Genomic DNA, 20,967 nt, shown 5'->3' with positions numbered 1-20,967 from the left:
GCCTTTTTTGTTGCAGCGGCGCAAGCTAAATTTATTGCGTATTTTAAAACGGCATCCGTGGCCCCGGCGTTGCATCATTGCGCGGTTAGGTGGTATTAATTCGGACTGATTGTGTTTTTATCATCATATTGAGTGAGCCTTATGTCTACCGCCACACCCCTCAACTTGCAGGTGCGTCTGATACGTCCTGAAGACAATGCCGCTATTGCGAATGTTATCCGCCAAGTCTCTGCCGAATTCGGCCTGACCGCCGACAAAGGCTACACGGTGGCGGATCCCAACCTTGACCATTTATATGAAAATTACAGCCAACCGCGCTGCGCATATTGGGTGGTGGAGCTGGATGGGCAGATCGCGGGCGGCGGCGGGGTCGCACCTCTACAGGGCGCAGAAGATGATTTGTGTGAATTACAGAAAATGTATTTCCACTCGGCATTGCGCGGGAAAGGTTTAGCCAAGAAATTAGCCTTACAGGCATTAGATTTTGCCCGCACCCAAGGCTTTGCACGCTGCTATTTAGAAACCACCGGTAGCCTGACGCAGGCCGTGGCTTTATATGAGCACTTAGGTTTTGTGCATATTGACGGACCATTAGGCAATACAGGTCATACTGATTGTGAAGTTACCATGCTTAAACTGCTATAATCAGGCACGATTAAGTTTGGATCGGCTAACTTTGGCACAGGCATCAGTATGTTCACTTATAAAGAAATTTCGACGCTGAACGAATTAGAATTGATGGTGTATAACACCATCATTAAAAACACGGATAAAGTCATGTATATGACTATCCGTGAACTCGCTGATGCTGCGGGCGTTTCCACCACCACCGTGCTGCGTTTTTGCAAGAAAATGAATTGCGACGGATATTCAGAATTCCGTATTCGCTTTAAATTATATCTTGAACGTGATGAAAAGCCGCCGGTCTCTTTCGGTATTAGTGAGATTATTAGTTACTTCAAAAGTATTAATAATAGCGAGTTTGATGAGTTATTAGATAAAGCCGCTGCGCAAATTGCTTCCACCCGCAGAATTATATTTGTGGGCATTGGCACGTCGGGCGCTTTGGGTAAATATAGCGCGCGCTTTTTTTCTAATATTGGTAAGTTCAGTACTTATATTGATGACCCTTATTACCCAATTAATAGCGATATGTATCAGGATGCCATCGCGATTATTTTTTCGGTTTCTGGCGAGACAGAAGAGATCATCCGCATTGCCAGCCAGTTCAGTTTACAGAATTGCAAAATTATCAGCCTGACCAACAGCGAAAGCTCCACGCTGGCCCGCATGGCTGACCTCAACATCTCTTACCACATGCCACCCATTCTGCTCGAAGGCCACTACAATATTACGACGCAGATCCCAGTTTTGTATATTATCGAAACTATCGGCAAAAAACTGCCGCCGCTAATTAATGAAAATATTATTAAGCACCCTAAATAAAACAGGGTGTTTTAGATATGTAACATCTACCAAATAAGCCGCTTTGTTATATCGTGACTTCAAATTCTTTTTTGCTAAACTCCCGTCCGAAGTATAAAAATAATAATCTCACCTCTCGTGCCAAAAGTTATACCCGCAGTGATTGACGTCTCAGCTAAGCAGCCAAAGCGCCAAATACCACGGGTATTAGGAGAATAATAATGGCGATTGATTACGCTCAAACTGCTCAGGAAGTCGTAAAATATATTGGTGGCGATAATAATGTGATTAGCGTCACACATTGCGCAACCCGATTACGCTTTATTTTGAAAGATAATAGCATCGTCGATAAAGAGGAATTAAAACGCGTTAAAGGCGTTATTACCGTTATCGAAGCGGGCGGGCAGATGCAGGTGGTGATCGGCAACCACGTCAGCGATGCTTATAAACAGGTTCTGCGACTGATCACCGTTGACGAAAATGCCCCGGTCTCCGCGCCGAATGTTGGCATTGTCAGCCGGGTGATGGACGTCATTTCGAGTATTTTCACGCCATTCCTTTACCAACTCGCGGCCTGCGGTATTTTACAGGGGATCATCTCCTTCCTGGCCGCCGTCGGCATTATGGACTCCAGCAGCGGCACTTACCGCATCCTGAACTTTGTGTCGTGGACGGCATTCACCTTCCTGCCAGTGATGATCGCCTTTACGGCGGCTAAAAAATTCAACGTTCATCCATTCACCGCTGTTATCACCGCCTGTGCGCTGATCAGCCCTGACTACATGAACATGGTGACGGCGTTCAAAATCACCACTATCAACTCTGCGGACCCTGCGATGCAGCAATTGATGCGTGAAGCCGTTAGCAACCCGGAAATCGCCAATGCTCTGACCAATCTCGTGGGCATTCCGCTCTCCGCGCCGACGCTGGACTTCCTCGGCATTCCGGTGAAATACCTCAGCTACACCGCGTCAGTTATCCCCATCATTCTGATGGTTTGGGCGATGTCCTACGTTGAGCGTTTCTTCAATAAAATCCTGCCAGTGGTGATCCGCAACCTGTTCACCCCAATGTTCTGTATCGCGATTATGGTGCCGATGACCCTGCTGGTGTTTGGCCCGATTGGCAACCTGATTGGCGGCGCGATCGGCGGCGTTTATAACTACCTGTATCATCTCAGCCCGACCGTGGCAGGCTTCGTGGTGGGTGCCTTCTGGCAGCCGTTAGTCACCCTTGGCGTTCATTGGGGCATTACGCCGGTTACCGTCGGCAACTACGCAACCTTGGGTTATGACACCTTCACTGGCCTGCAGGCTTCTGCGGTATTCGCTATGACCGGCACCATGTTCGGCGTTTATCTGAAAACCCGTAGCCGTGAAATGAAAGGTATTTCACTGTCAGCGGGCGTAACCGGGCTGTTTGGGATCACCGAACCGGCTATCTATGGTGTGGCGCTGCGCCTGAAAAAACCTTTCCTGTGCAGCTGTGCTGCGGGCGGGATTGGCGGCGCGATTGCAGGCTCATTCAACGCCGTTTCATGGAGTTACTGCCTGCCGGGCATCGCGGTGCTGCCGGTGTTCTTCAAAGAAGGCCACATGCCGCAGTTCCTCGGATTCCTGCTTTCTATCACCGTGGCGTTCGTGCTCGGCGCGCTGTTCACCTATCTGGTCGGCTTTAAAGACGAAGTGGAAAGCCAACCCAAAAGCAGTGCCAAGGCGGCTGATACGACGGCGCCACAGGCCCAGTTGAATCAGGCTTAATCAGTATTTTGTAGATTGGGCGGGAGCTTCCCGCCCTGAATAAGGGAGAATTTGTATGAGAAGCAGCCAGCAATTACCGAAAGATTTTTTATGGGGCGGTGCCGTAGCCGCGCATCAGGTTGAAGGTGGCTGGGATAAGGGCGGTAAAGGCGTAAGTATCGCCGATGTGCTTTCCGGTGGCTCGCACGGCGTGGATCGCGTGAGAACCGATGGCGTGCTTGAAGGTTATCGCTATCCGAACCATGAAGCCGTCGATTTTTACTCGCACTATAAAGAAGACATCGCGCTATTTGCTGAGATGGGCTTCAAATGCTTCCGCACCTCGATTGCCTGGACCCGCATCTTCCCCAATGGTGATGAGGCCCAGCCAAACGAAGCTGGCCTGCAATTCTACGACGACATGTTTGACGAGCTGCTCAAGCACGGCATCGAGCCGGTGATCACCCTGTCTCACTTCGAGATGCCGTGGCATCTGGTAAAAGAGTACGGCGGCTGGAAAAACCGCAAAGTGGTGGATTTCTTTGTGAAGTTCAGTGAAGTGGTGCTGGAGCGTTATAAGCACAAAGTGAAGTACTGGATGACCTTCAACGAGATCAACAACCAGCGCAACTGGAAGTACCCGCTGTTCGGCTATTGCTGCTCCGGCGTAGTGTTCACCGAACACGAAAACCCGGAAGAGACCATGTATCAGGTGCTGCACCACCAGTTCGTGGCCAGTGCCAAAGTGGTAAAGCTGGGTCATGCCATTAACCCTGACTTCCAGATTGGCTGCATGGTGGCCATGGTGCCGCTGTATCCATTCTCCTGCCATCCGGACGACGTGATGTACTCGGTGGAGTCCATGCGTGAGCGCTTCCTGTTTGGCGATGTGCACATGCGCGGATACTACCCGTCCTACATTCTTAAAGAGTGGGAGCGTCGCGGCTTTAACATCCAGATGGAAGAGGGCGACGAACAAGCCCTGCGCGAAGGCTGCGCGGATTACATGGGGCTGAGCTATTACATGAGTAACGCGGTGTCGGCGCATAACCCGAGCGATGACAACGGCCTGTCTGGCTTTGCCGGCAGCGTGCCGAACCCGCACGTCAAGGCGTCCGACTGGGGCTGGCAGATTGACCCAGTAGGCCTGCGCTACTCGCTGAGCGTGCTGTACGAGCGTTATCAGAAGCCGCTGTTCATCGTCGAAAATGGCTTTGGCGCCATCGATAAGGCTTCTCCAGACGGCATGATCCACGATGACTACCGTATCGCCTACCTGAAAGCGCATATTGAGCAGATGAAGAAAGCGGTGTTTGAAGACGGCGTTGACCTGATGGGCTACACCCCTTGGGGCTGCATCGACTGCGTGTCCTTCACCACCGGCGAGTACAGCAAGCGCTACGGTTTTATCCACGTCGATAAAAACGATGACGGCAGCGGAACCATGGCGCGTTCGCGCAAGCAGAGCTTTGACTGGTATAAGAAAGTGATTAGCAGCAATGGCGAAGTGCTTTAAGGCAAGTTTTGTAGCAAGTTGTTGAAAGTCAAAAAGAATTCAGGCCCGTTAAGGGCCTGAATGTTATGAGCGAAATGATTTACTTCACGTAGGTAAAGGCAGTGGTGACGTGTTTCACACCACTCACACCGGCTGCAATGCTCGCCGCCGATTTCCCCTCTTCCTGAGTTACCAGACCCAACAAGAAGACTTCGCCGTTTTCAGTGGTCACTTTCACATTGGAAGATTTCACCGAGTCGCTGGTCAGGATCTGCGAACGGACTTTGGTGGTGATCCAGGTGTCCATTGATGCAGTGCCCATAGAGACAGGCTTGCCGGTACGGATTTCGTTGTAGACTTCGCTCGCGCCGTCAACACCCATGGTGATTTGCTTCGCGCGCGCGGCCATGTCTGGCGTTGGCGTCTGGCCGGTTAGCAAGACTTTGCCCTGATAGGCGGTCGCCACAATGCGAGCTTCATCTTTAAGCTGTTTATCTTTGCTAATGGCGTTAGACACGCGAGCTTCCAGCGTGCCGTCATCCACCTGAGTACCCACGGTACGTGGATCGGTGGTGGTTTTCGTTGCCACGCCCGCGACGCCAACAACGGCGGCCGCTACGCAGCCTTGTAATAGTAGGGCGCTTAACAATACTGCAAAGAGAGGACTCGCCTTCATTGGATCTCCTTAATCGTCCTGGTGAGGGAACAGCGTGTTATCAATCAGGTCACAGAGGCAGTTCACTGTGAGCATATGCATTTCCTGAATACGTGCGCTGCGATGGGACGGAATACGGATCTCAACATCGTGAGGCCCTAATAGACCGGCCAACTCACCGCCGTCATACCCTGTCAGTGCGACGATAGTCATGTCGCGGGTCACTGCTGCTTCAACCGCTTTGACAATATCACGGCTGTTACCGCGGGTGGAAATAGCCAGTAAAACGTCTCCAGCCTGCCCCAGCGCGCGAACCTGTTTGGCGTAGATTTCTTCATGCAGGCGATCGTTAGCGATAGCCGTCAGCACGATGTTATCCGCACATAGTGAGATTGCGGGTAAGCTTGGACGTTCAGTTTCAAAGCGATTAATCAGACTGGCTGAAAAATGCTGGGCATTCGCGGCGGAAGTACCATTACCGCAGCACAGTATCTTGTTACCGTTTAGCAGTGATTGCACCAGCGTCATTGCTGCGCGGGAAATCGCATCGGGCAGGGCTTCTGCGGCGGCAATCTGGGTTTGAATACTTTCAGTAAAGCAGGCTTTGATTCTATCCAGCACGTGATTTAGTCCAGTCAGTAAAATGTCGGCTGCGCTATGGCAGGCGTCAGTCTCAAAACAATCTTAATCCGCATTGAATGCATCACGCAGCCATTCTATCTGGCTACCCGTGATGGCTAAAACATCAAAACGGCAAGATGATGTGTCAAAGCTCGCATTTCTTCGTGCAAGCCAAAAAGAGGCGGCTTGTAATAAACGCCGCTGTTTTTGATGCGTCACGCTGGCCGCGGCTCCGCCAAATAAGGCGTTGCGACGGTAGCGCACCTCAACAAACACGATGGTTTGCTGGTCGCGCATGATCAGGTCAATCTCACCCTGTCGGCAAGCCACGTTGGCCTCGACGAAAATTAACCCGGCTTTTTCGAGATAACGCCGGGCGAAGACTTCATAGTCTGCGCCACGTTCGCGCGTTGTCGCGTTTTTTCCTAACATCTATACATCCTTGTACTTAAAAAACGGGGTAAATCCGATACCCCGTTCACGCTTTCAGCTTTGTCTTAAACCTATGATTTAAGAAGAAACCGGCACCAACGCGCCTTTACTGTACTGCAACCACGGCATTTTGCGATGGATCACGCAGTTTTGGTTCGCACTCAGCTGGCCGGTTTTGCCACTAATCTGGAAGCCTGGGATCTGGCGCATTTGTGAGAAGTGGTTTGCCAAGTCCCATGCGTCGATACCCATTGCGTAGAGGCGCACCAGCGAGTAGTCATTTTTGAACTGACCCGTAGCTTGCTGCATCAACGCCGGGTTGGTGCCCGCCAGCAGAGGAATATCGCTGAACTGCACGCCTTCCATCTCCAGACGGTAATCCGGGCCTGCGCCTGCCTGATAGCTGCGCGAACTGGCGTAGACAGCTGGCTTATTGCGGCCGCTGACAGCCAAATCAATCATCGGCTTAATCAGCGTCAGCTCGTCCTGCGTCGCCACGATATACACCGAATCTACATTACCCGATGCGCCGCCGCCGGTGGCCTGAGTGATCTGGTCATCGGTTGGTGGTGCCGGGATGGTGATGCCGCCAATGGTCACGCCCTGCGGCGCGGTCGCCGCCGCTTGCGCGCTGCTCGACACCGGCGTGCCGGTCAGACGAATGCCGCTGCGGATGGTGGATTTCAGTTCTGCATAAGAGCCAAGGCCCTGTTTCAGCACCGTTTGTCCACCCTGTTTCTGCCACTCATCGGCAAAAGCCTGAGCGATACGGTCGCCGAAGTTACCACGCGGCACCAGCAGCAGCGGAGCCTGACGATGCTGTTGCCACATGTGGCGCGCGGCGTCCTGAGCTTCGTCTTCCGGAGAGAGCGCAAAGTAACAGATATTCGGGCTGCTTTTCTCAGTTTCTGGCTGATTCAGCGCTAAAACGTTTAATGGCGTTTGATCTGCCGCCAAACCGTTGACCTGATCCTTCAGCAATGGGCCGACGACGATAGTCGCGCCATCTTGCTGAGCCTGCGCGAGCAAGGCTGGGATTGGCTGGGTGCTGGTGTCATACACTTTCACCTGAGCACTTGGGTTAGCTGGCGTGGTTGGCTGTGGGGTAGCCGGAGCTGCTGCAGTAGTGGCTGCCTGCTGCTCTTGATCCGCGCCGTCCTGCTGGGCAGAAGGGCTAACGGCGGCATTCGGGTCAACTGGAGCTGAGGCCGGTGCCGCGTTTGGATCTGCTGCTGGCTGCTGCTGCGCCGCAGGCTGAGCAGAAGGTAATCCGTTCATCGCTGCGTTGAAGCCTTGCTGAATGGCATTGCCATACACCTGCGCCGCGCCGCTCATCGGCAGGAACAGGGCAATCTTCTCCGTAGAAGAAGGTTGGAAGTTCAGCACGCTGTTTAACTGAGTCGGCAGGCTCTTAGCCGCCGGGTTCACCGGATAGCGGCGCTGCCAGTCTTTAATACCGGCTTTCAGCAGGTCAGGGTCTTGCTTGTTGCTCTGCCAGACGCTGAGCAGGTCGAGCCAGCCTTGCAGGGTGTTTTCATTCGCATTGATGGTGATGTTGCTAACGTCCTGCGGCGTCATCTGAGTCAGCGCGGCCCAGGTGGCGTCAATGTTGTTCTGATGCGGTTTACCCTGTAACAGCGGCTCCTGAGCGATATAGGCACGCAGCAGGCCTAGGCTGGTGCGGCCTTGGCTGGCGTCGATTTGCGCTTGATAGAAACGCGCCTGCTGGTCGCTGTTGAGGTTGGATGGATCGATTTTGCTCAGCGTGGTGGCCGCCGCTGGGTAATTCTGCTGGGCGACCTGCACTTCGGCGCTCACCAACTGCTGCTCTTGCGCCTGCACGGCGGTCAGGTTTTGCGGCAAATTGGCCAGCTGATCGGCTGCCTGAGGCACTTTGCCTTCGCGCAACAGGGCACGAACTGCAAGTAATTGCCAGTCAGCCTTGGTATCATCACCGCTTTGCTGGGCCTGCTGCAGATAATAGTCTGAGCTGCCCGTCGCCTTCGCCTGAACGGTTTCAGTCGGCGTTTGCGGTGCCTGGCTCGAACAACTGGCGAGAAGCATCGCCACGATAACGGCAGGGATCAAACGTCCCGTGCGGGTACGAAAAGTAGTTGAGGAAGGCATTCAGTTTCCAGTGATGTTTTTTTCAAGATGCTCAATATTAAATCGGCAATCCGGATGAAACAATGAATCAACACGATCAAGCAGATATTTCTGCATCAACGCTGTACATCGTACCGACACCAATCGGCAATTTAGGGGACATTACCCAGCGTGCATTGGCGGTGCTCAGCAGCGTAGATTTGATTGCGGCGGAGGATACCCGCCATACCGGATTACTGCTGCAACACTTCGCCATTAGCGCCAAAATGTACCCTTTGCATGACCATAATGAGCAGCAAAAAGCCGAGCATTTATTAGCAAAATTGCAGAGTGGTCAAAGCATTGCGTTAGTTTCCGATGCCGGAACGCCGCTGATTAACGACCCCGGCTACCATCTGGTGCGTCGCTGCCGAGAAGCCGGTATTCGCGTGGTTCCTTTGCCGGGGGCCTGTGCCGCGATTGCGGCTCTGAGCGCCGCCGGTTTGCCTTCGGATAAATTCTGTTACGAGGGTTTTCTGCCTGCGAAAACAAAATCACGAAAAGATGCCCTTCAGGCACTGATTGAAGAGCCTCGCACCCTGATCTTCTACGAATCCACTCATCGCCTGCTCGACAGCCTGCAAGATATGGTGGAAGTCTGGGGGCCAGATCGCTATGTCGTGCTGGCGCGCGAAATCACTAAAACCTGGGAAAACATCCGTGGTGACGCCGTGGGCGCGCTGCTCGACTGGGTAAAAGAAGATGAAACCCGCAAACGTGGCGAAATGGTGCTGATTGTCGAAGGCCATAAAGTAGATACCGAAGCCTTACCGGCTGAGGCACTGCGCACGCTGGCGCTGCTACAAAAAGAGTTACCGCTGAAAAAGGCCGCCTCGCTGGCCGCCGAGATCCACGGCGTGAAGAAGAATGCGTTGTATAAATACGCACTCGACCAGCAAGAGGGTGACAAGTAGGCCATTATGGCCTATCATCCGCGCCGGAGTTGACCAGACAGTCGCCGCTTCGTTGCCGTCCCTTTCGGGGGAGACAGATGAAGGGGAGGAAAGTCCGGGCTCCATAGGGCAGGGTGCCAGGTAACGCCTGGGAAGCGCGAGCTTACGACAAGTGCAACAGAGAGCAAACCGCCGATGGCCCACGCAAGTGGGATCAGGTAAGGGTGAAAGGGTGCGGTAAGAGCGCACCGCGCGGCTGGCAACAGTTCGTGGCATGGTAAACTCCACCCGGAGCAAGGCCAAATAGGGGTTCACATGGTACGGCCCGTACTGAACCCGGGTAGGCTGCTTGAGCCAGTGAGCGATTGCTGGCCTAGATGAATGACTGTCCACGACAGAACCCGGCTTAACGGTCAACTCCTCCAATACGAAAAGGCCCGTGTAACGCAAGTTACACGGGCCTTCTTCATTTATGGCGTTTCGCGGTGAAGCTTATTGCGTCACACCGGCAGGTCGATCAGCAGGGCCCGCAGCGGGGTGCTGGCGGTAAGGCTGATTTCTGACTCACCTTGGATAAACGCGCCGTCGCCACACACCAGCTTCTGCTTATCCTGACTCTCTGCGCCCAGGGCGTCGATGCGGCCGTGAATCGATTGCAAATAGGCTCGCGTGCCGCGTATCGGTAGAGTAATGCTCTCGCCTTCGCCCAGCTCAATATGATGGATCCACACCTGCTGGCGCAGCTGTAGGCTGCCTTTCTCGCCATCGGGCGATGCCAGCAACAGGTGCGGCTGCTGGCCGACCTTAAGCTGCTGGATCAGCGGATTTTCATGCTGCGGGCAGGCGTCCAGCCACAGTTGCATACGGGTCAGAGGCTGGGTTGAACTCAGGTTCAGCTCGCTGTAAGCAACGTTATTCTGGGTTGAAAGCAGCACGGCTTCGCCCTCGTTGACGCGAACGCTGTTGCCCTCGGCGTCGCGGTACTCCGCGCTGCCTTGCAGCACTAAATTCAGGATGTCGACGTGCGGGTAGGTGCGTGGCTGGAAGCTGGCACCCGGCGCCAGCACTTCCTGATTGAGAACGCGCAGTGACGCGTAGCCCATAAGTTTTGGGTCAAAATAGTGCCCAAATGAAAAGGTATAGCGCGCCTGAAGCCAACCAAAGTCAGCTGTGCCGCACTCTTTTGCAGTTCTGCTCTTAATCATTGCGGTCTGGCTCAGTTAAAAAAATTCCATACTTAAATGGTAAGCGTCTGGACGACTGATTGTTAGCCAGTTAATCTGGTCGGTATATTCAAATTTCCTGACAGAGAACCCCATGGCTAAGGATCGCGCACTCACACTTGAAGCACTCAGGGTCATGGATGCCATCGACCGGCGCGGCAGCTTTGCGGCGGCGGCAGACGAGCTAGGCCGCGTGCCTTCTGCATTGAGCTACACCATGCAGAAGTTGGAGGAAGAGCTGGACGTGGTGTTGTTTGACCGTTCAGGTCATCGGACAAAATTCACCAACGTTGGCCGCATGCTGCTCGAACGCGGCCGCGTTTTGCTCGAAGCCGCTGATAAACTTACCGTAGATGCCGAAGCGCTGGCGCGCGGTTGGGAAACCCAAATCACCATCGTTTGTGAAGCGCTGGTTCCCGCTACCCAGCTATTCCCGTTAATTGAAAAGCTGGCGCTGAAAGCCAACACGCAGGTATCGCTGATAACCGAAGTGCTAGCCGGTGCCTGGGAGCGTCTTGAGCAGGGCCGCGCCGACATTGTTATCGCGCCGGATATGCACTTCCGCTCATCGTCTGAAATCAACAGCCGCAAGCTCTATAAGCTGATGAGTGTCTATGTCGCCGCGCCGGATCACCCAATTCATCTGGAAGCCGAGCCGCTGTCGGAAGTCAGCCGGGTGAAATATCGCGGCATCGCGGTGGCGGATACCGCCCGCGAGCGGCCGACCCTCACCGTGCAGCTGCTGGATAAACAGCAGCGTTTAACCGTCAGTACCATTGAAGAGAAGCGACAGGCGCTGTTGGCAGGTTTGGGTGTGGCGACGATGCCTTATCCGATGGTGGAAAAAGATATCGCCGAGGGGCGTCTGCGGGTGGTGAGCGCGGAGTACAACCGCGAGGCGGAGATCATCATGGCGTGGCGCCGCGACAGCATGGGTGAAGCCAAGGCGTGGTTTCTGCGGGAAATCGCCAAGCTGCTTGCCACCCGCGACGCCAACTAGCCATGCTCCCCCTCGCCAGAGGGGAAGCATGCGGCTTAGCTGAAACGCAGGTCGCGGCCGTGCTCGGCATCCAGATCCTGCGCCGGACCCGTGGAGATCACCCCGTGCGGATTGATGGTCGCGTGGCTGCGGTAGTAATGATTGCGAATGTGCGCGAAGTCCACGGTTTCGGCAATGCCCGGCATTTGGTAGATGTCACGCAGGAAGCCGTAGAGGTTCGGGTAATCACTAATGCGATAGCGGTCGCACTTAAAGTGCGTGACGTACACCGGATCGAAGCGCACCAGCGTGGTCCACAGGCGCAAATCGGCCTCGGTTAGCCGGTTGCCGGTCAGGTAGCGATGTTTCTCCAGCAGGGCTTCGGCTCGGTCCAGCCCTTCAAATACCCCTTTTACTGCCTCATCATAAGCTTCCTGCGAGGTGGCAAAACCCGCTTTATAGACGCCGTTGTTAATTAGCGGATAGACCCATTCATTCACTTCATCAATGGCCGGGCGCAAATTTTCCGGGTAGTAATCCCCAGCGCGCGCGCCTTGGGCATCAAACGCGCTGTTGAACATACGGATGATGTCCGCCGATTCATTGCTGACGATGGTTTGCAGCTTTTTGTCCCACAGGATAGGCACGGTGACGCGCCCGGTGTAGTCCTTCTGCGCCCGCAGATAGATTTCATAGGCGAAGTTCAGGTGGTAAAGGTCATCGCCGGTCGCGGCAGGGAAGTCGGTGGCGAAGGTCCAGCCATTCTCCAGCATCAGCGGATGCACCACGGAAACTGGAATCAGCTTATCCAAGCCTTTCAGGGCGCGCATCAGTAAGGTGCGGTGCGCCCAGGGACAGGCGAGGGAGACATAAAGGTGATAGCGATTCGGCTCGGCGGCGAATCCGCTTTTGCCGTGCGGACCTGCCTCGCCGTTGGGGGTCACCCAATTGCGAAATTGCGATTCAGTGCGTTTGAAATGGCCGCCGGTGGATTTGGTGTCATACCAAACGTCATGCCATTTGCCTTCGACGAGTTGTCCCATGATCTCTCCTTTCCCATCATCCTTCGTGCTGAATCTTGATGTACTGCATTGATGCAACGCGAATCATGCTGGGGAGATGTGCAGATAAGAAATAAAAAGGGCGAGGTGAATAATCACATCGCCCATCAGTCTATTGAGTATAGCGGCACATTCTTATGTGCGAACTGTTACCAGTTTTTCTTGATCAGGCGATCGATGCTGATTGCGCCCGGACCCGCTACGAACAGGGCGAAGAAGCCACCGGCGATAGACAGGTTTTTCATGAACATCATCTGGTTTACGGCAACAGCAAAATCAGTGTGGAAGATCAGTGCAGTCAGGATGGTGAAGATTGCAGTGATAAACGCTGTAGTACGGGTCAGGAAGCCGAACAGAATGGCCAAGCCGCCGCCGAACTCAAGCAAAATGGTCAGTGGCAGCAGGAAAGATGGCACACCCATTGAGCTCATGTAAGCACCGGTTCCTGCGTAGTTGGTGATCTTGCCCCAGCCCGCAGTGATGAACAGAATCGGCATTAAGATACGAGCGATAAGCAGGACGGTATTGTTAACTTTGGTCATTTTCGACTCCGAAAAATGTTGCCCAAATTGGGCGACAATAATATTAACGGCACGTTCGGGTATTATCCCCAACCGTTACCGCGTCTGGTTGATGATGGGATAGTAAGGGGAAAGTTGAACAGTTGTTAGCAAGTAAAACTGTCTATTATTATCAAATAAATTGAACAGCGCGGCGGGAACTTAAAGAAACGGGCCAGTCGGAGAAACTCCGGACTGGCCCGTGGGGGAGCGCGTTGCGCGTTGATTAAAAATGAATTAGTCGAATTTAATCAATAAATTAGCGCTACGGCTTTATAAAGTTACGGCGGAAAAGCTGCACGGTGCCCCAGATACCAAAGGCGCGACGCGACCAGCGAACCACTTTACTTGGATGTCGGATGCCGTAAATCGCCAGAACGCTGGAACCCAGCACCAGATACTTACGCATATCAATAAACTTCACCCAGCCGCGATCTACTTTTGCGGTTGCTTCGAGCCATTCTAGGCGGCCCGCAGACAACTCAGCGCGTTGACGCTCGATTTTACGCAGCAGTTTTACTTTCTCGATAACGCGGTCAGGTGTGCTCATTGGTCATCCTTTTCCAGCAATGAACGGTCAATATCCAGCTGTTTACGCGTCATGCTCAACAAAGTTGAACGTTTCGCTTTCGACAGCGTCCAGAGACCTAATACCACCGCCAGGAACAGTAAAACGCCGGTGGTGGTGCCCATTGCAACAAGTCGATAAGCCGGGTCGATTGCCCAGAACAGCACAACCAATAGGCTCATTAAACCGAAAGCGGTAAAGATGAGGGTGATGCCCGCCATCAGCAAGAGTTGGAAAATATTGGCCTTTTCCTCTTCCAGCTCAATGACGGCCAGTCTGACACGCGTTTCAACCATGCCAACCAAAACGGTGACAATGCGTTGCGCCGTATCAAGTATCCCTTTGCCCGGTCCTTGTGGCGGAGTCTTTATCGGTTCAGCCATAATTAACGGCGTGCTAGCAGAACGCCAATAACTACGCCGACGGCAGCACCAATACCAACGCCAGTCCAAGGTTTGTCATGCACGTAATCATCAGCACGACCTGCGATTTCTTTCGAATGATGGGCCAGCTTATCGCCAGTATCACTCAGGCGAGAGCGGGTGTCTTTCAGCAGGCTTTCTGCCTTGCCGCGCAGCTTATCTAACTCTGCTTTTGGCTTATCGGTGGAAGTTTGAAGAACTTCTTCCAAGGTATCAGCCAACGATTTAAGTTCCGCGCGCAGATTTTCTGAGGTGGTGTTCTTAGCCATGTTTGTATCACTCCATACGTTAACTGATGCGAACTTTTAACATAGCGGATATCTGGGTTATCGCAACTTAGGCACCTGATTTAAGGACTAAAGCCCCCGATTTAAGGTTAAGCCTGAGTCAGATAACGCCATTTCACCGCTATGAACGGGGAAAATCGGTCTGACAGGGCTAATTATTGGCCCTGTGCTTCTTTCAATTCAGATTGTGCTTCGTCCAGCTTGTGCTGTTTCTTCTCGATCTTTTTGCTGTCGCCCGTGGCTTGGGCTTCTTTCAGCTCTTGCTCACGTTCCTGAACTTTTTCTTTCTTTTCAGCAACATGTTTTTCGTATTCGGCTTTGAGACCAGAGTCCGTGCAGTGCGCTTGGTTTTCGCTCAAGGCTTTTTGCAGGCCAGCGATCTGGTCTTTATTGTTGTGCTGATGTGCGTAATCAAGTTGGGTCTTGATTTGCTGTTGTTTAGCGGCGCAAGTCTGTGGCTGCGAAGCAGCGAGAGATGCGGCAGAAAATGCGAAAAGCGGTATAGCGAACAGCGCGGATAAACGCAGATTCATGAGGGTGTCTTCCTTAGTCATTGTGAAACGCTGGTGCATTTCTTCCGTAGGTAAAGCACTGAAAAACGTCTTATCGAAATGGGTCGATAGAAAAAATGCGCCGTCTTGGCACAGATAATTTTTCAATACAGTGGGATTAAGTATAACAGCAGATAATAGATGCGCTTAGGGGAGGATTCCGAAAGCGCGAGAGGGTTAACCTAATTTGAGCTGGTCGCGGGTGATTTTATGCACCCAGAGCTGGGATTGTGGCGGATCGCAGCGTTGGATGGAGAAGCCCAGCGGTAAGATATCCATCAAGGCGTGTTCCGCCAGTTCGCGCTGCTCCAGTGAGTCCAGTTCGACGATCAGCCCGTCCTGCACCGGCGTGATGCTCTGAATGCGAATGCCGCGCTGGTTCAGGCTTTGGTAAACATAAAAGCCGTCGGGCAGCGCCACGCCGGCCCGCACTGGGCGAATCTGCAGGGCGTTAGTGTTCTGCGGCATGCGGGCGACGGCAAATCCAATCACAATCGCCACCAACACCAGCGTCAGCAAGGTGATAGGCCACAGGATTGAGCGTTTAATCGGTTTGATTTTCACGGTGCCTTATCGCCCTTATTCTGACGATCGGCCTGCTTTTTACGCCACAGCAGCAGCAATGAGCCGCCAAGGCCACCCACCAGCAGCACCACCGGCAACAGCATCAGGCAGTTCATCAGTTGATCTTCGTACTTCAGAAACAGCGGAGTCTTACCCAAGAAATAGCCGAGGGTGGTCAAAATTAAGATCCACAGCAGGCCGCTCATCCAATTGAAGAACTGGAAACGCGCGTTGCTCAGCCCGGACAGGCCCGCGATGGTCGGTAATAAGGTTCTGACGAAGGCCAGAAAGCGGCCCACCAGCAGTGCGGAAAGGCCGTGGCGGTGGAACAGGTTGTGCGCCCGCTCATGATACTGCACGGGGAGATGCGCCAGCCAGCCTTGCACTATTCGCGTATTGCCCAGCCACTTGCCCTGAATATAACTCAGCCAGCAGCCGAGGCTGGCGGCGGTGGTCAGCAGCACGATGGTAAGCGGGAAATTCATGGCGTCTTTGGCAATCAATACGCCGACTAAAATTAATAAGCTGTCGCCAGGCAGGAAGGCGGCGGGCAGCAGGCCGTTTTCGAGGAAGATAATCAAAAATAAAACGGTATATAACGTCCAGACCAGCGAAGGGTTGGCCAGAGTTTCATAATCTTGTTGCCATAAGGCATCGATAAGCGAACTAATGATTTCCATGTACTTTTGCGAAACTCCATCGTTTTCAGTTAACCCGCCTGAATCGACTACGGAGCAAGCATGCTCAACGCGAGACTTTCAGACCGAGAAGTACGCCTTTCCCTGGCGCTGCATTCGGGGCAAAAAGCCCAAAACGCCGTGAGTATTGATACATGCAGTATAGGAATTGATACAAAAGGCCGATTGATCACTGGCAATCAAATGCATCTTAAGTGCAAAAAAAACGTTGTAACCTTTATTTTCCTTAGTCTTTATGCGGGTATTTTGGACGATTCCTCGCATTAAGCGCATTTTATCGCTCGGCGCTTAGGTAATAAAAGTCGTCTAACTGTAACAAAACAACCACCTTTGAGACAGGTAAATATACCTGCTTGAGCGCATTGGTTTAAGTTCGCAACGCCATACGGGGCGCGCTTTTACACTGACTGACACAACTCGACAATGGCTGACAGGTAGAGGCTTATTTTTCTGACAAATGGGTAGGATTATTCAGAAGAAATTGATGAAAGCAGGTCGAGAAATCGGCCTGCTATAAGAGGCACTATTTGTTGTTTAGCGGAGTAGGGACATTGAGAGGTGGTGAATCGAGATGCACCACCGGGTTTTCTGAGTACATATAGCGATCAACGTTGAATTCAAAGTCATCGCTGGTGGCGCGGAACAGCATCTGCTTGGTGTTTTCCAGATGTTGCCACATCGCCAGCTTGGCGGCGTGCGGGTCGCGACGGATCAGCGCCTTCAAAATTTTATCGTGATCTTCACACCAGCCTTCGATCGATTTCTCATCAATATGTTCGTGCAGCTTGCGCCAGTAAGGGTTCTGCCGACGCTGGCTCCACATCTTCTCGACGATGGTCGCCATGGCGCTATTTTGGGTGGATTGCGCCACCTGAATGTGAAATTTCAAATCCCATTCTGAATCGCGAAAACGGTCTTCAAGCCGCGCCTGCTCTTGGATCTCCATCAGCCGGATAATGTCCTGCTTGGTGACCTGAGTCGCTGCAAACTCCGCGATATTGCTTTCAATCAGCTGGCGCGCCTGAAGCAGCTCAAAGGGGCCTGCAGCGCCGAAATCAAGGCCGGTACCGCCGCTGCCCGCCACCACCAGATGCTTCTGCTGGTTGGACATCACGTGAATGCCTGAGCCTTTGCGCACCTCCACGTAGCCTTCTACTTCGAGCATGATGATGGCTTCGCGCACCACGGTGCGGCTAACATTCATCTCTTCCGAAATCAGACGTTCGGCGGGCAATTTCTCGCCGACCGGATAAACGCCACCCTCAATACGCTCCTTGAGCGTCGCGGCCAGTTGTTGATAAAGACGTCTGGTTTCAGTGGGTTCCATGATTTTACTCTTCATCGCTCTGATAAATTGAATTGCGCGGGTCTAGCGTTCAAAACTTGTTATACCAGTATACGGGGAAGTGCAGGGCGTTGCACCGTGCAACTCAAGTGAAAACCGGCATGCCTGATTCAAGACATGCCGGTTGGCGCGAAGTTTAGACTTTCGCGGGTTGCAACGGCTGCGGAACAGGCTCTACCGCCGAGCGATTTTGCAATACGGTCCAGATAACTATCGCGCCGAGCAGGTCAAATACCGACAGCGCGGCAAACAGCGGGCTGAAGCCCAAGGTGTCAGCCAGCGCGCCTACTACTAAGGCGAACAGCGTGCTGGCGGTCCACGCGGCCATGCCGGTTAAACCATTGGCGGTCGCCACTTCGTTACGGCCAAACACGTCAGAGGAGAGGGTGATCAGCGCGCCGGACAGCGACTGGTGAGCAAAGCCGCCGACGCACAACAGGGCGATGGCCGCATAAGGGCTGGCGAACAGGCCAATCATCCCCGGCCCAATCATCAGCAGTGCGCCCATGGTCACCACCAGTTTGCGCGAGACAATCAGGTTCACCTTGAAGTATTTCTGGAATAACGGCGGCAGATAGCCCCCCACGATGCAGCCTAAGTCGGCGAACAGCATCGGCATCCAGGCAAACATCGCAATATGCTTGAGGTCGAAGCCATAGGCTTTAAACATAAACAGTGGGATCCAGGCGTTGAAGGTTCCCCACGCTGGCTCAGCCAGAAAACGCGGCAGCGCGATGCCCCAGAACTGGCGATTACGCAGGATTTGCCACGCCGACATCTTCTTACTGTTGGAGGTTTGATGCTGGGCTTCCTGACCACCCAGAATGTATTCGCGCTCAGGCTCACTCAGCTTCTTCTGGTCTTTCGGATGCTTGTAGAACACCAGCCAGCACACCGCCCACACCAGACTCAGCACGCCGGTGATGATGAACGCCATCTGCCAGCTGTGCATCACAATCGCCCACACCACCAAAGGAGGAGCAATCATGCCGCCGATGGAAGAACCGACGTTGAAGTAGCCCACCGCGATGGAGCGCTCTTTGGCGGGGAACCACTCGCTGCTGGCTTTCAGGCCTGCTGGGATCATCGCCGCTTCTGCCATGCCTACCGCGCCACGGGCGATAGCCAAGCCGCCCCAACTGCTGGCCAGCGCCGTCGCCATACAAAACAGCGCCCACATAACGGCAAACATGGCGTAGCCCACTTTGGTGCCCATCACGTCCAGCACGTAGCCCGCTACGGGCTGCATGATGGTGTAACAGGCTGAATAGGCAGCAATAATATAAGAATATTGTTGTGTGGTGATATGCAGTTGATCTTGTAATGTCGGTGCTGCTACGGCGATGGCATTACGTGTTAAATACCCCAGAACAGTACCGACGGTCACCAGTGCGATCATGTACCAGCGTAACCCTTTAATCTTACCCATTTCGTTCTCTCCAACCCAATGTAGTCGGCGATGGCTCGATACGGCCACGGCGCGAATAGCTCCGCCTGACGGCGGGCCTCGGCTTTATTGCTTCTTGGTTTTTTCTTTTGCCCAGCGAACGGTTCGCTAAAAAATGCCCAAACAACGGTGCCGTCGAGGTGGCAGGATCTCGACGGCACATTTGTTCGGGCAAAATTACGATAACTTGTCATACAGATTTAAAATTTGAATGACATCACAAAACCACATTTGAATAGTGTGGATAATGTGCGCTGGCTATATAAATTGATAAAATCCTTAAATATCAATAATTTTAAAGATTTTTTATTATTTCTCAGTCTATTGGCGAGCCGGGTTTAGCAAGAAATAGCGCTGGACGATAGCTTAAATTGGTGTGATAACTTTGCATCAAGAGAGATAACTCAAATTCACATCAAGGCGAGGAACCCCAAGATGGCGCAGTTTTTAACTGAAGATTTCCTGCTCGATACCGAAGTCGCACGTCGCCTGTACCACGACTATGCGAAAGATCAGCCGATTTTTGACTATCACTGTCACCTGCCGCCGGAACAGATTGCGCAGGACTATCAGTTTAAAAACCTCTACGACATCTGGCTGAAGGGGGATCACTACAAGTGGCGCGCCATGCGCACCAACGGCATGGCCGAGCGCCTGTGCACCGGTGACGCCAGCGACCGCGAGAAGTTTGATGCCTGGGCCGCCACCGTGCCTCACACCCTCGGCAACCCGCTCTATATCTGGACTCACCTCGAGCTGCGCCGCCCGTTTGGCATTATTGGCAAGCTGCTGTCGCCGAAAACCGCCGATGAAATTTGGGAGCGCGGCAATGAGATGTTGGCGCAGAAGAGCTTCAGCGCGCGCGGCATCATGAAGCAGATGAATGTGAAAATGGTCGGCACCACCGATGACCCGATTGACTCGCTGGAACACCATAAAATCGTCGCCGAAGATGGCAATTTTGACGTCAAAGTGCTGCCGAGCTGGCGGCCGGACAAGGCGTTCAACATTGATGCCGCCGGCTTCAACGATTACATGAAGCGCCTTGAACAGACCTCAGACACCTCAATTTCGCGTTTTAGCGATGTCTGCGACGCGCTGAAAAAACGCATGGATCACTTCGCGGCGCACGGCTGCAAAGTGTCTGACCACGCGCTGGACGTGGTGGTATATGCCGAAGCTGACCAAGCCACGCTGGACGGCATTTTGTCCCGTCGCCTGAGCGGCAGCCTGCCGAGCAAAGAAGAGAGCGCGCAGTTCAAAACCGGCGTGTTGCTGTTCCTCGCTTCTGAATACCAGCGCCGCAACTGGGTGCAGCAGTACCACATCGGCGCGCTGCGTAATAACAACACCCGCATGTTTGAACTGCTGGGTGCCGACGTCGGCTTTGACTCTATTAATGACCAGCCACTGGCCGAGCCGCTGTCAAAACTGCTGGGCGCGCAGGGCATGAACGGCGGCTTGCCGAAAACCATTCTTTACTGCCTGAACCCGCGCGATAACGAAGTGCTGGCAACCATGGCGGTGAATTTCCAAGGCGACGGCATTCCGGGCAAAGTGCAGTTCGGCTCCGCGTGGTGGTTTAACGACCAAAAAGACGGCATGCAGCGCCAAATGATCCAGCTCGCCAACATGGGGCTGCTCAGCCGCTTCGTCGGCATGCTGACCGACAGCCGCAGCTTCCTGTCCTATACGCGCCATGAATACTTCCGCCGCATCCTGTGCCAGATGATGGGGCGCTGGGTAGAAGAGGGCGAAGCGCCGAACGACATCGCGCTGCTTGGCAACATGGTGAAAAACATCTGTTTCGACAACGCCAAAAGCTATTTCGCGATTGAGCTTAACTGAGAGTGACGC

Annotated in this window: 22 protein-coding genes and 1 other RNA gene; 8 read left to right on the top strand and 15 right to left on the bottom strand. The window is 53.4% G+C overall.

Annotated elements, in window-relative coordinates; all coding sequences use genetic code 11:
* Positions 1 to 141: 141 nt before the first annotated feature.
* The 4 genes from ACT3RT_RS11395 (at position 142) to ACT3RT_RS11380 (ending at position 4,680) form a co-directional block, all read left to right on the top strand.
* The gene (locus ACT3RT_RS11395) at positions 142 to 645 is read left to right on the top strand and encodes a GNAT family N-acetyltransferase (protein WP_353500790.1); all 504 of its coding nucleotides are present in this window, start codon (positions 142 to 144) and stop codon (positions 643 to 645) included.
* Between the two features lie 48 nt (positions 646 to 693).
* Positions 694 to 1,446, top strand: a complete 753-nt coding sequence (locus tag ACT3RT_RS11390) for a MurR/RpiR family transcriptional regulator (protein WP_034786749.1) — start codon at positions 694 to 696, stop codon at positions 1,444 to 1,446.
* A 200-nt stretch (positions 1,447 to 1,646) separates the two neighbouring features.
* A complete protein-coding gene (locus ACT3RT_RS11385) occupies positions 1,647 to 3,185 on the top strand; it encodes a PTS transporter subunit EIIC (protein ID WP_353500791.1) in 1,539 nt (512 codons plus the stop codon).
* 55 nt (positions 3,186 to 3,240) lie between these two features.
* Positions 3,241 to 4,680, top strand: coding sequence for a 6-phospho-beta-glucosidase (locus ACT3RT_RS11380; protein ID WP_496202997.1), 1,440 nt, complete (start codon positions 3,241 to 3,243; stop codon positions 4,678 to 4,680).
* A gap of 79 nt (positions 4,681 to 4,759) precedes the next feature.
* Here ACT3RT_RS11380 and dolP read toward each other — a convergent pair whose 3' ends face one another.
* From dolP to ACT3RT_RS11360, 4 genes are all read right to left on the bottom strand, one after another.
* Entirely contained in the window at positions 4,760 to 5,335 is a 576-nt protein-coding gene (dolP, locus tag ACT3RT_RS11375) for a division/outer membrane stress-associated lipid-binding lipoprotein (RefSeq protein ID WP_034786754.1), read from the bottom strand.
* A gap of 9 nt (positions 5,336 to 5,344) precedes the next feature.
* Positions 5,345 to 5,935 (bottom strand): DnaA initiator-associating protein DiaA, encoded by a 591-nt coding sequence (gene diaA, locus ACT3RT_RS11370; RefSeq protein WP_034786756.1) that lies wholly within the window; start codon positions 5,933 to 5,935, stop codon positions 5,345 to 5,347.
* A 63-nt stretch (positions 5,936 to 5,998) separates the two neighbouring features.
* Positions 5,999 to 6,367 carry a YraN family protein gene (locus ACT3RT_RS11365; protein ID WP_353500793.1) on the bottom strand — a complete coding sequence of 123 codons (369 nt, stop codon included), beginning with the start codon at positions 6,365 to 6,367 and terminating at the stop codon, positions 5,999 to 6,001.
* Between the two features lie 78 nt (positions 6,368 to 6,445).
* A complete protein-coding gene (locus ACT3RT_RS11360) occupies positions 6,446 to 8,494 on the bottom strand; it encodes a penicillin-binding protein activator (protein ID WP_496202996.1) in 2,049 nt (682 codons plus the stop codon).
* Between the two features lie 62 nt (positions 8,495 to 8,556).
* Between ACT3RT_RS11360 and rsmI the strand changes: the two genes are divergently transcribed.
* A complete protein-coding gene (gene rsmI, locus ACT3RT_RS11355; protein WP_353500795.1) occupies positions 8,557 to 9,426 on the top strand; it encodes a 16S rRNA (cytidine(1402)-2'-O)-methyltransferase in 870 nt (289 codons plus the stop codon).
* Positions 9,427 to 9,451: 25 nt separating this feature from the next.
* Positions 9,452 to 9,830, top strand: an RNA gene (gene rnpB, locus ACT3RT_RS11350) — RNase P RNA component class A.
* 75 nt (positions 9,831 to 9,905) lie between these two features.
* On the opposite strand, the gene ACT3RT_RS11345 is transcribed toward rnpB, so the two are convergent.
* Positions 9,906 to 10,610 carry a pirin family protein gene (locus ACT3RT_RS11345; RefSeq protein ID WP_353500796.1) on the bottom strand — a complete coding sequence of 235 codons (705 nt, stop codon included), beginning with the start codon at positions 10,608 to 10,610 and terminating at the stop codon, positions 9,906 to 9,908.
* 112 nt (positions 10,611 to 10,722) lie between these two features.
* Between ACT3RT_RS11345 and ACT3RT_RS11340 the strand changes: the two genes are divergently transcribed.
* Complete coding sequence (locus ACT3RT_RS11340; RefSeq protein WP_396131515.1) at positions 10,723 to 11,628, top strand: LysR family transcriptional regulator; 906 nt, start codon at positions 10,723 to 10,725, stop codon at positions 11,626 to 11,628.
* A 35-nt stretch (positions 11,629 to 11,663) separates the two neighbouring features.
* On the opposite strand, the gene ACT3RT_RS11335 is transcribed toward ACT3RT_RS11340, so the two are convergent.
* From ACT3RT_RS11335 to ACT3RT_RS11290, 10 genes are all read right to left on the bottom strand, one after another.
* Positions 11,664 to 12,650 (bottom strand): glutathione S-transferase family protein, encoded by a 987-nt coding sequence (locus ACT3RT_RS11335; protein WP_496202995.1) that lies wholly within the window; start codon positions 12,648 to 12,650, stop codon positions 11,664 to 11,666.
* Between the two features lie 167 nt (positions 12,651 to 12,817).
* Complete coding sequence (locus ACT3RT_RS11330; protein ID WP_034786772.1) at positions 12,818 to 13,210, bottom strand: DoxX family protein; 393 nt, start codon at positions 13,208 to 13,210, stop codon at positions 12,818 to 12,820.
* Positions 13,211 to 13,493: 283 nt separating this feature from the next.
* A complete protein-coding gene (locus tag ACT3RT_RS11325) occupies positions 13,494 to 13,778 on the bottom strand; it encodes a YqjK-like family protein (RefSeq protein ID WP_353500798.1) in 285 nt (94 codons plus the stop codon).
* On the bottom strand, positions 13,775 to 14,179 hold the full coding sequence (locus ACT3RT_RS11320; RefSeq protein WP_034786781.1) for a phage holin family protein: 405 nt from the start codon (positions 14,177 to 14,179) through the stop codon (positions 13,775 to 13,777). Before ACT3RT_RS11320 ends, ACT3RT_RS11325 begins: the two co-directional genes overlap by 4 nt.
* A gap of 2 nt (positions 14,180 to 14,181) precedes the next feature.
* Positions 14,182 to 14,487 (bottom strand): ElaB/YgaM/YqjD family protein, encoded by a 306-nt coding sequence (locus ACT3RT_RS11315; protein WP_353500799.1) that lies wholly within the window; start codon positions 14,485 to 14,487, stop codon positions 14,182 to 14,184.
* Positions 14,488 to 14,660: 173 nt separating this feature from the next.
* The gene (locus tag ACT3RT_RS11310) at positions 14,661 to 15,038 is read right to left on the bottom strand and encodes a DUF1090 domain-containing protein (RefSeq protein WP_496200860.1); all 378 of its coding nucleotides are present in this window, start codon (positions 15,036 to 15,038) and stop codon (positions 14,661 to 14,663) included.
* Positions 15,039 to 15,233: 195 nt separating this feature from the next.
* Entirely contained in the window at positions 15,234 to 15,620 is a 387-nt protein-coding gene (gene mzrA, locus ACT3RT_RS11305) for an EnvZ/OmpR regulon moderator MzrA (RefSeq protein ID WP_353500801.1), read from the bottom strand.
* A complete protein-coding gene (locus ACT3RT_RS11300) occupies positions 15,617 to 16,300 on the bottom strand; it encodes a DedA family protein (RefSeq protein ID WP_353500802.1) in 684 nt (227 codons plus the stop codon). The genes mzrA and ACT3RT_RS11300 overlap by 4 nt, the downstream gene beginning before the upstream one ends.
* Before the next feature lie 541 nt (positions 16,301 to 16,841).
* Positions 16,842 to 17,645: a transcriptional regulator ExuR gene (exuR, locus tag ACT3RT_RS11295; protein ID WP_353500803.1), complete on the bottom strand. Its 804-nt coding sequence runs from the start codon at positions 17,643 to 17,645 to the stop codon at positions 16,842 to 16,844.
* A 154-nt stretch (positions 17,646 to 17,799) separates the two neighbouring features.
* A complete protein-coding gene (locus ACT3RT_RS11290; protein ID WP_396131520.1) occupies positions 17,800 to 19,092 on the bottom strand; it encodes an MFS transporter in 1,293 nt (430 codons plus the stop codon).
* Between the two features lie 453 nt (positions 19,093 to 19,545).
* On the opposite strand from ACT3RT_RS11290, the gene uxaC reads away from it, so the two are divergent.
* A complete protein-coding gene (gene uxaC / locus ACT3RT_RS11285) occupies positions 19,546 to 20,958 on the top strand; it encodes a glucuronate isomerase (RefSeq protein ID WP_396131521.1) in 1,413 nt (470 codons plus the stop codon).
* Positions 20,959 to 20,967 lie beyond the last annotated feature (9 nt).

The organism is Ewingella sp. AOP9-I1-14, from assembly GCF_052375995.1.
Lineage (GTDB): Bacteria > Pseudomonadota > Gammaproteobacteria > Enterobacterales > Enterobacteriaceae > Ewingella > Ewingella allii.
The sequence above is the reverse complement of the archived record's forward strand: the minus strand, read 5'-3'. Positions and strand labels throughout refer to the sequence as shown.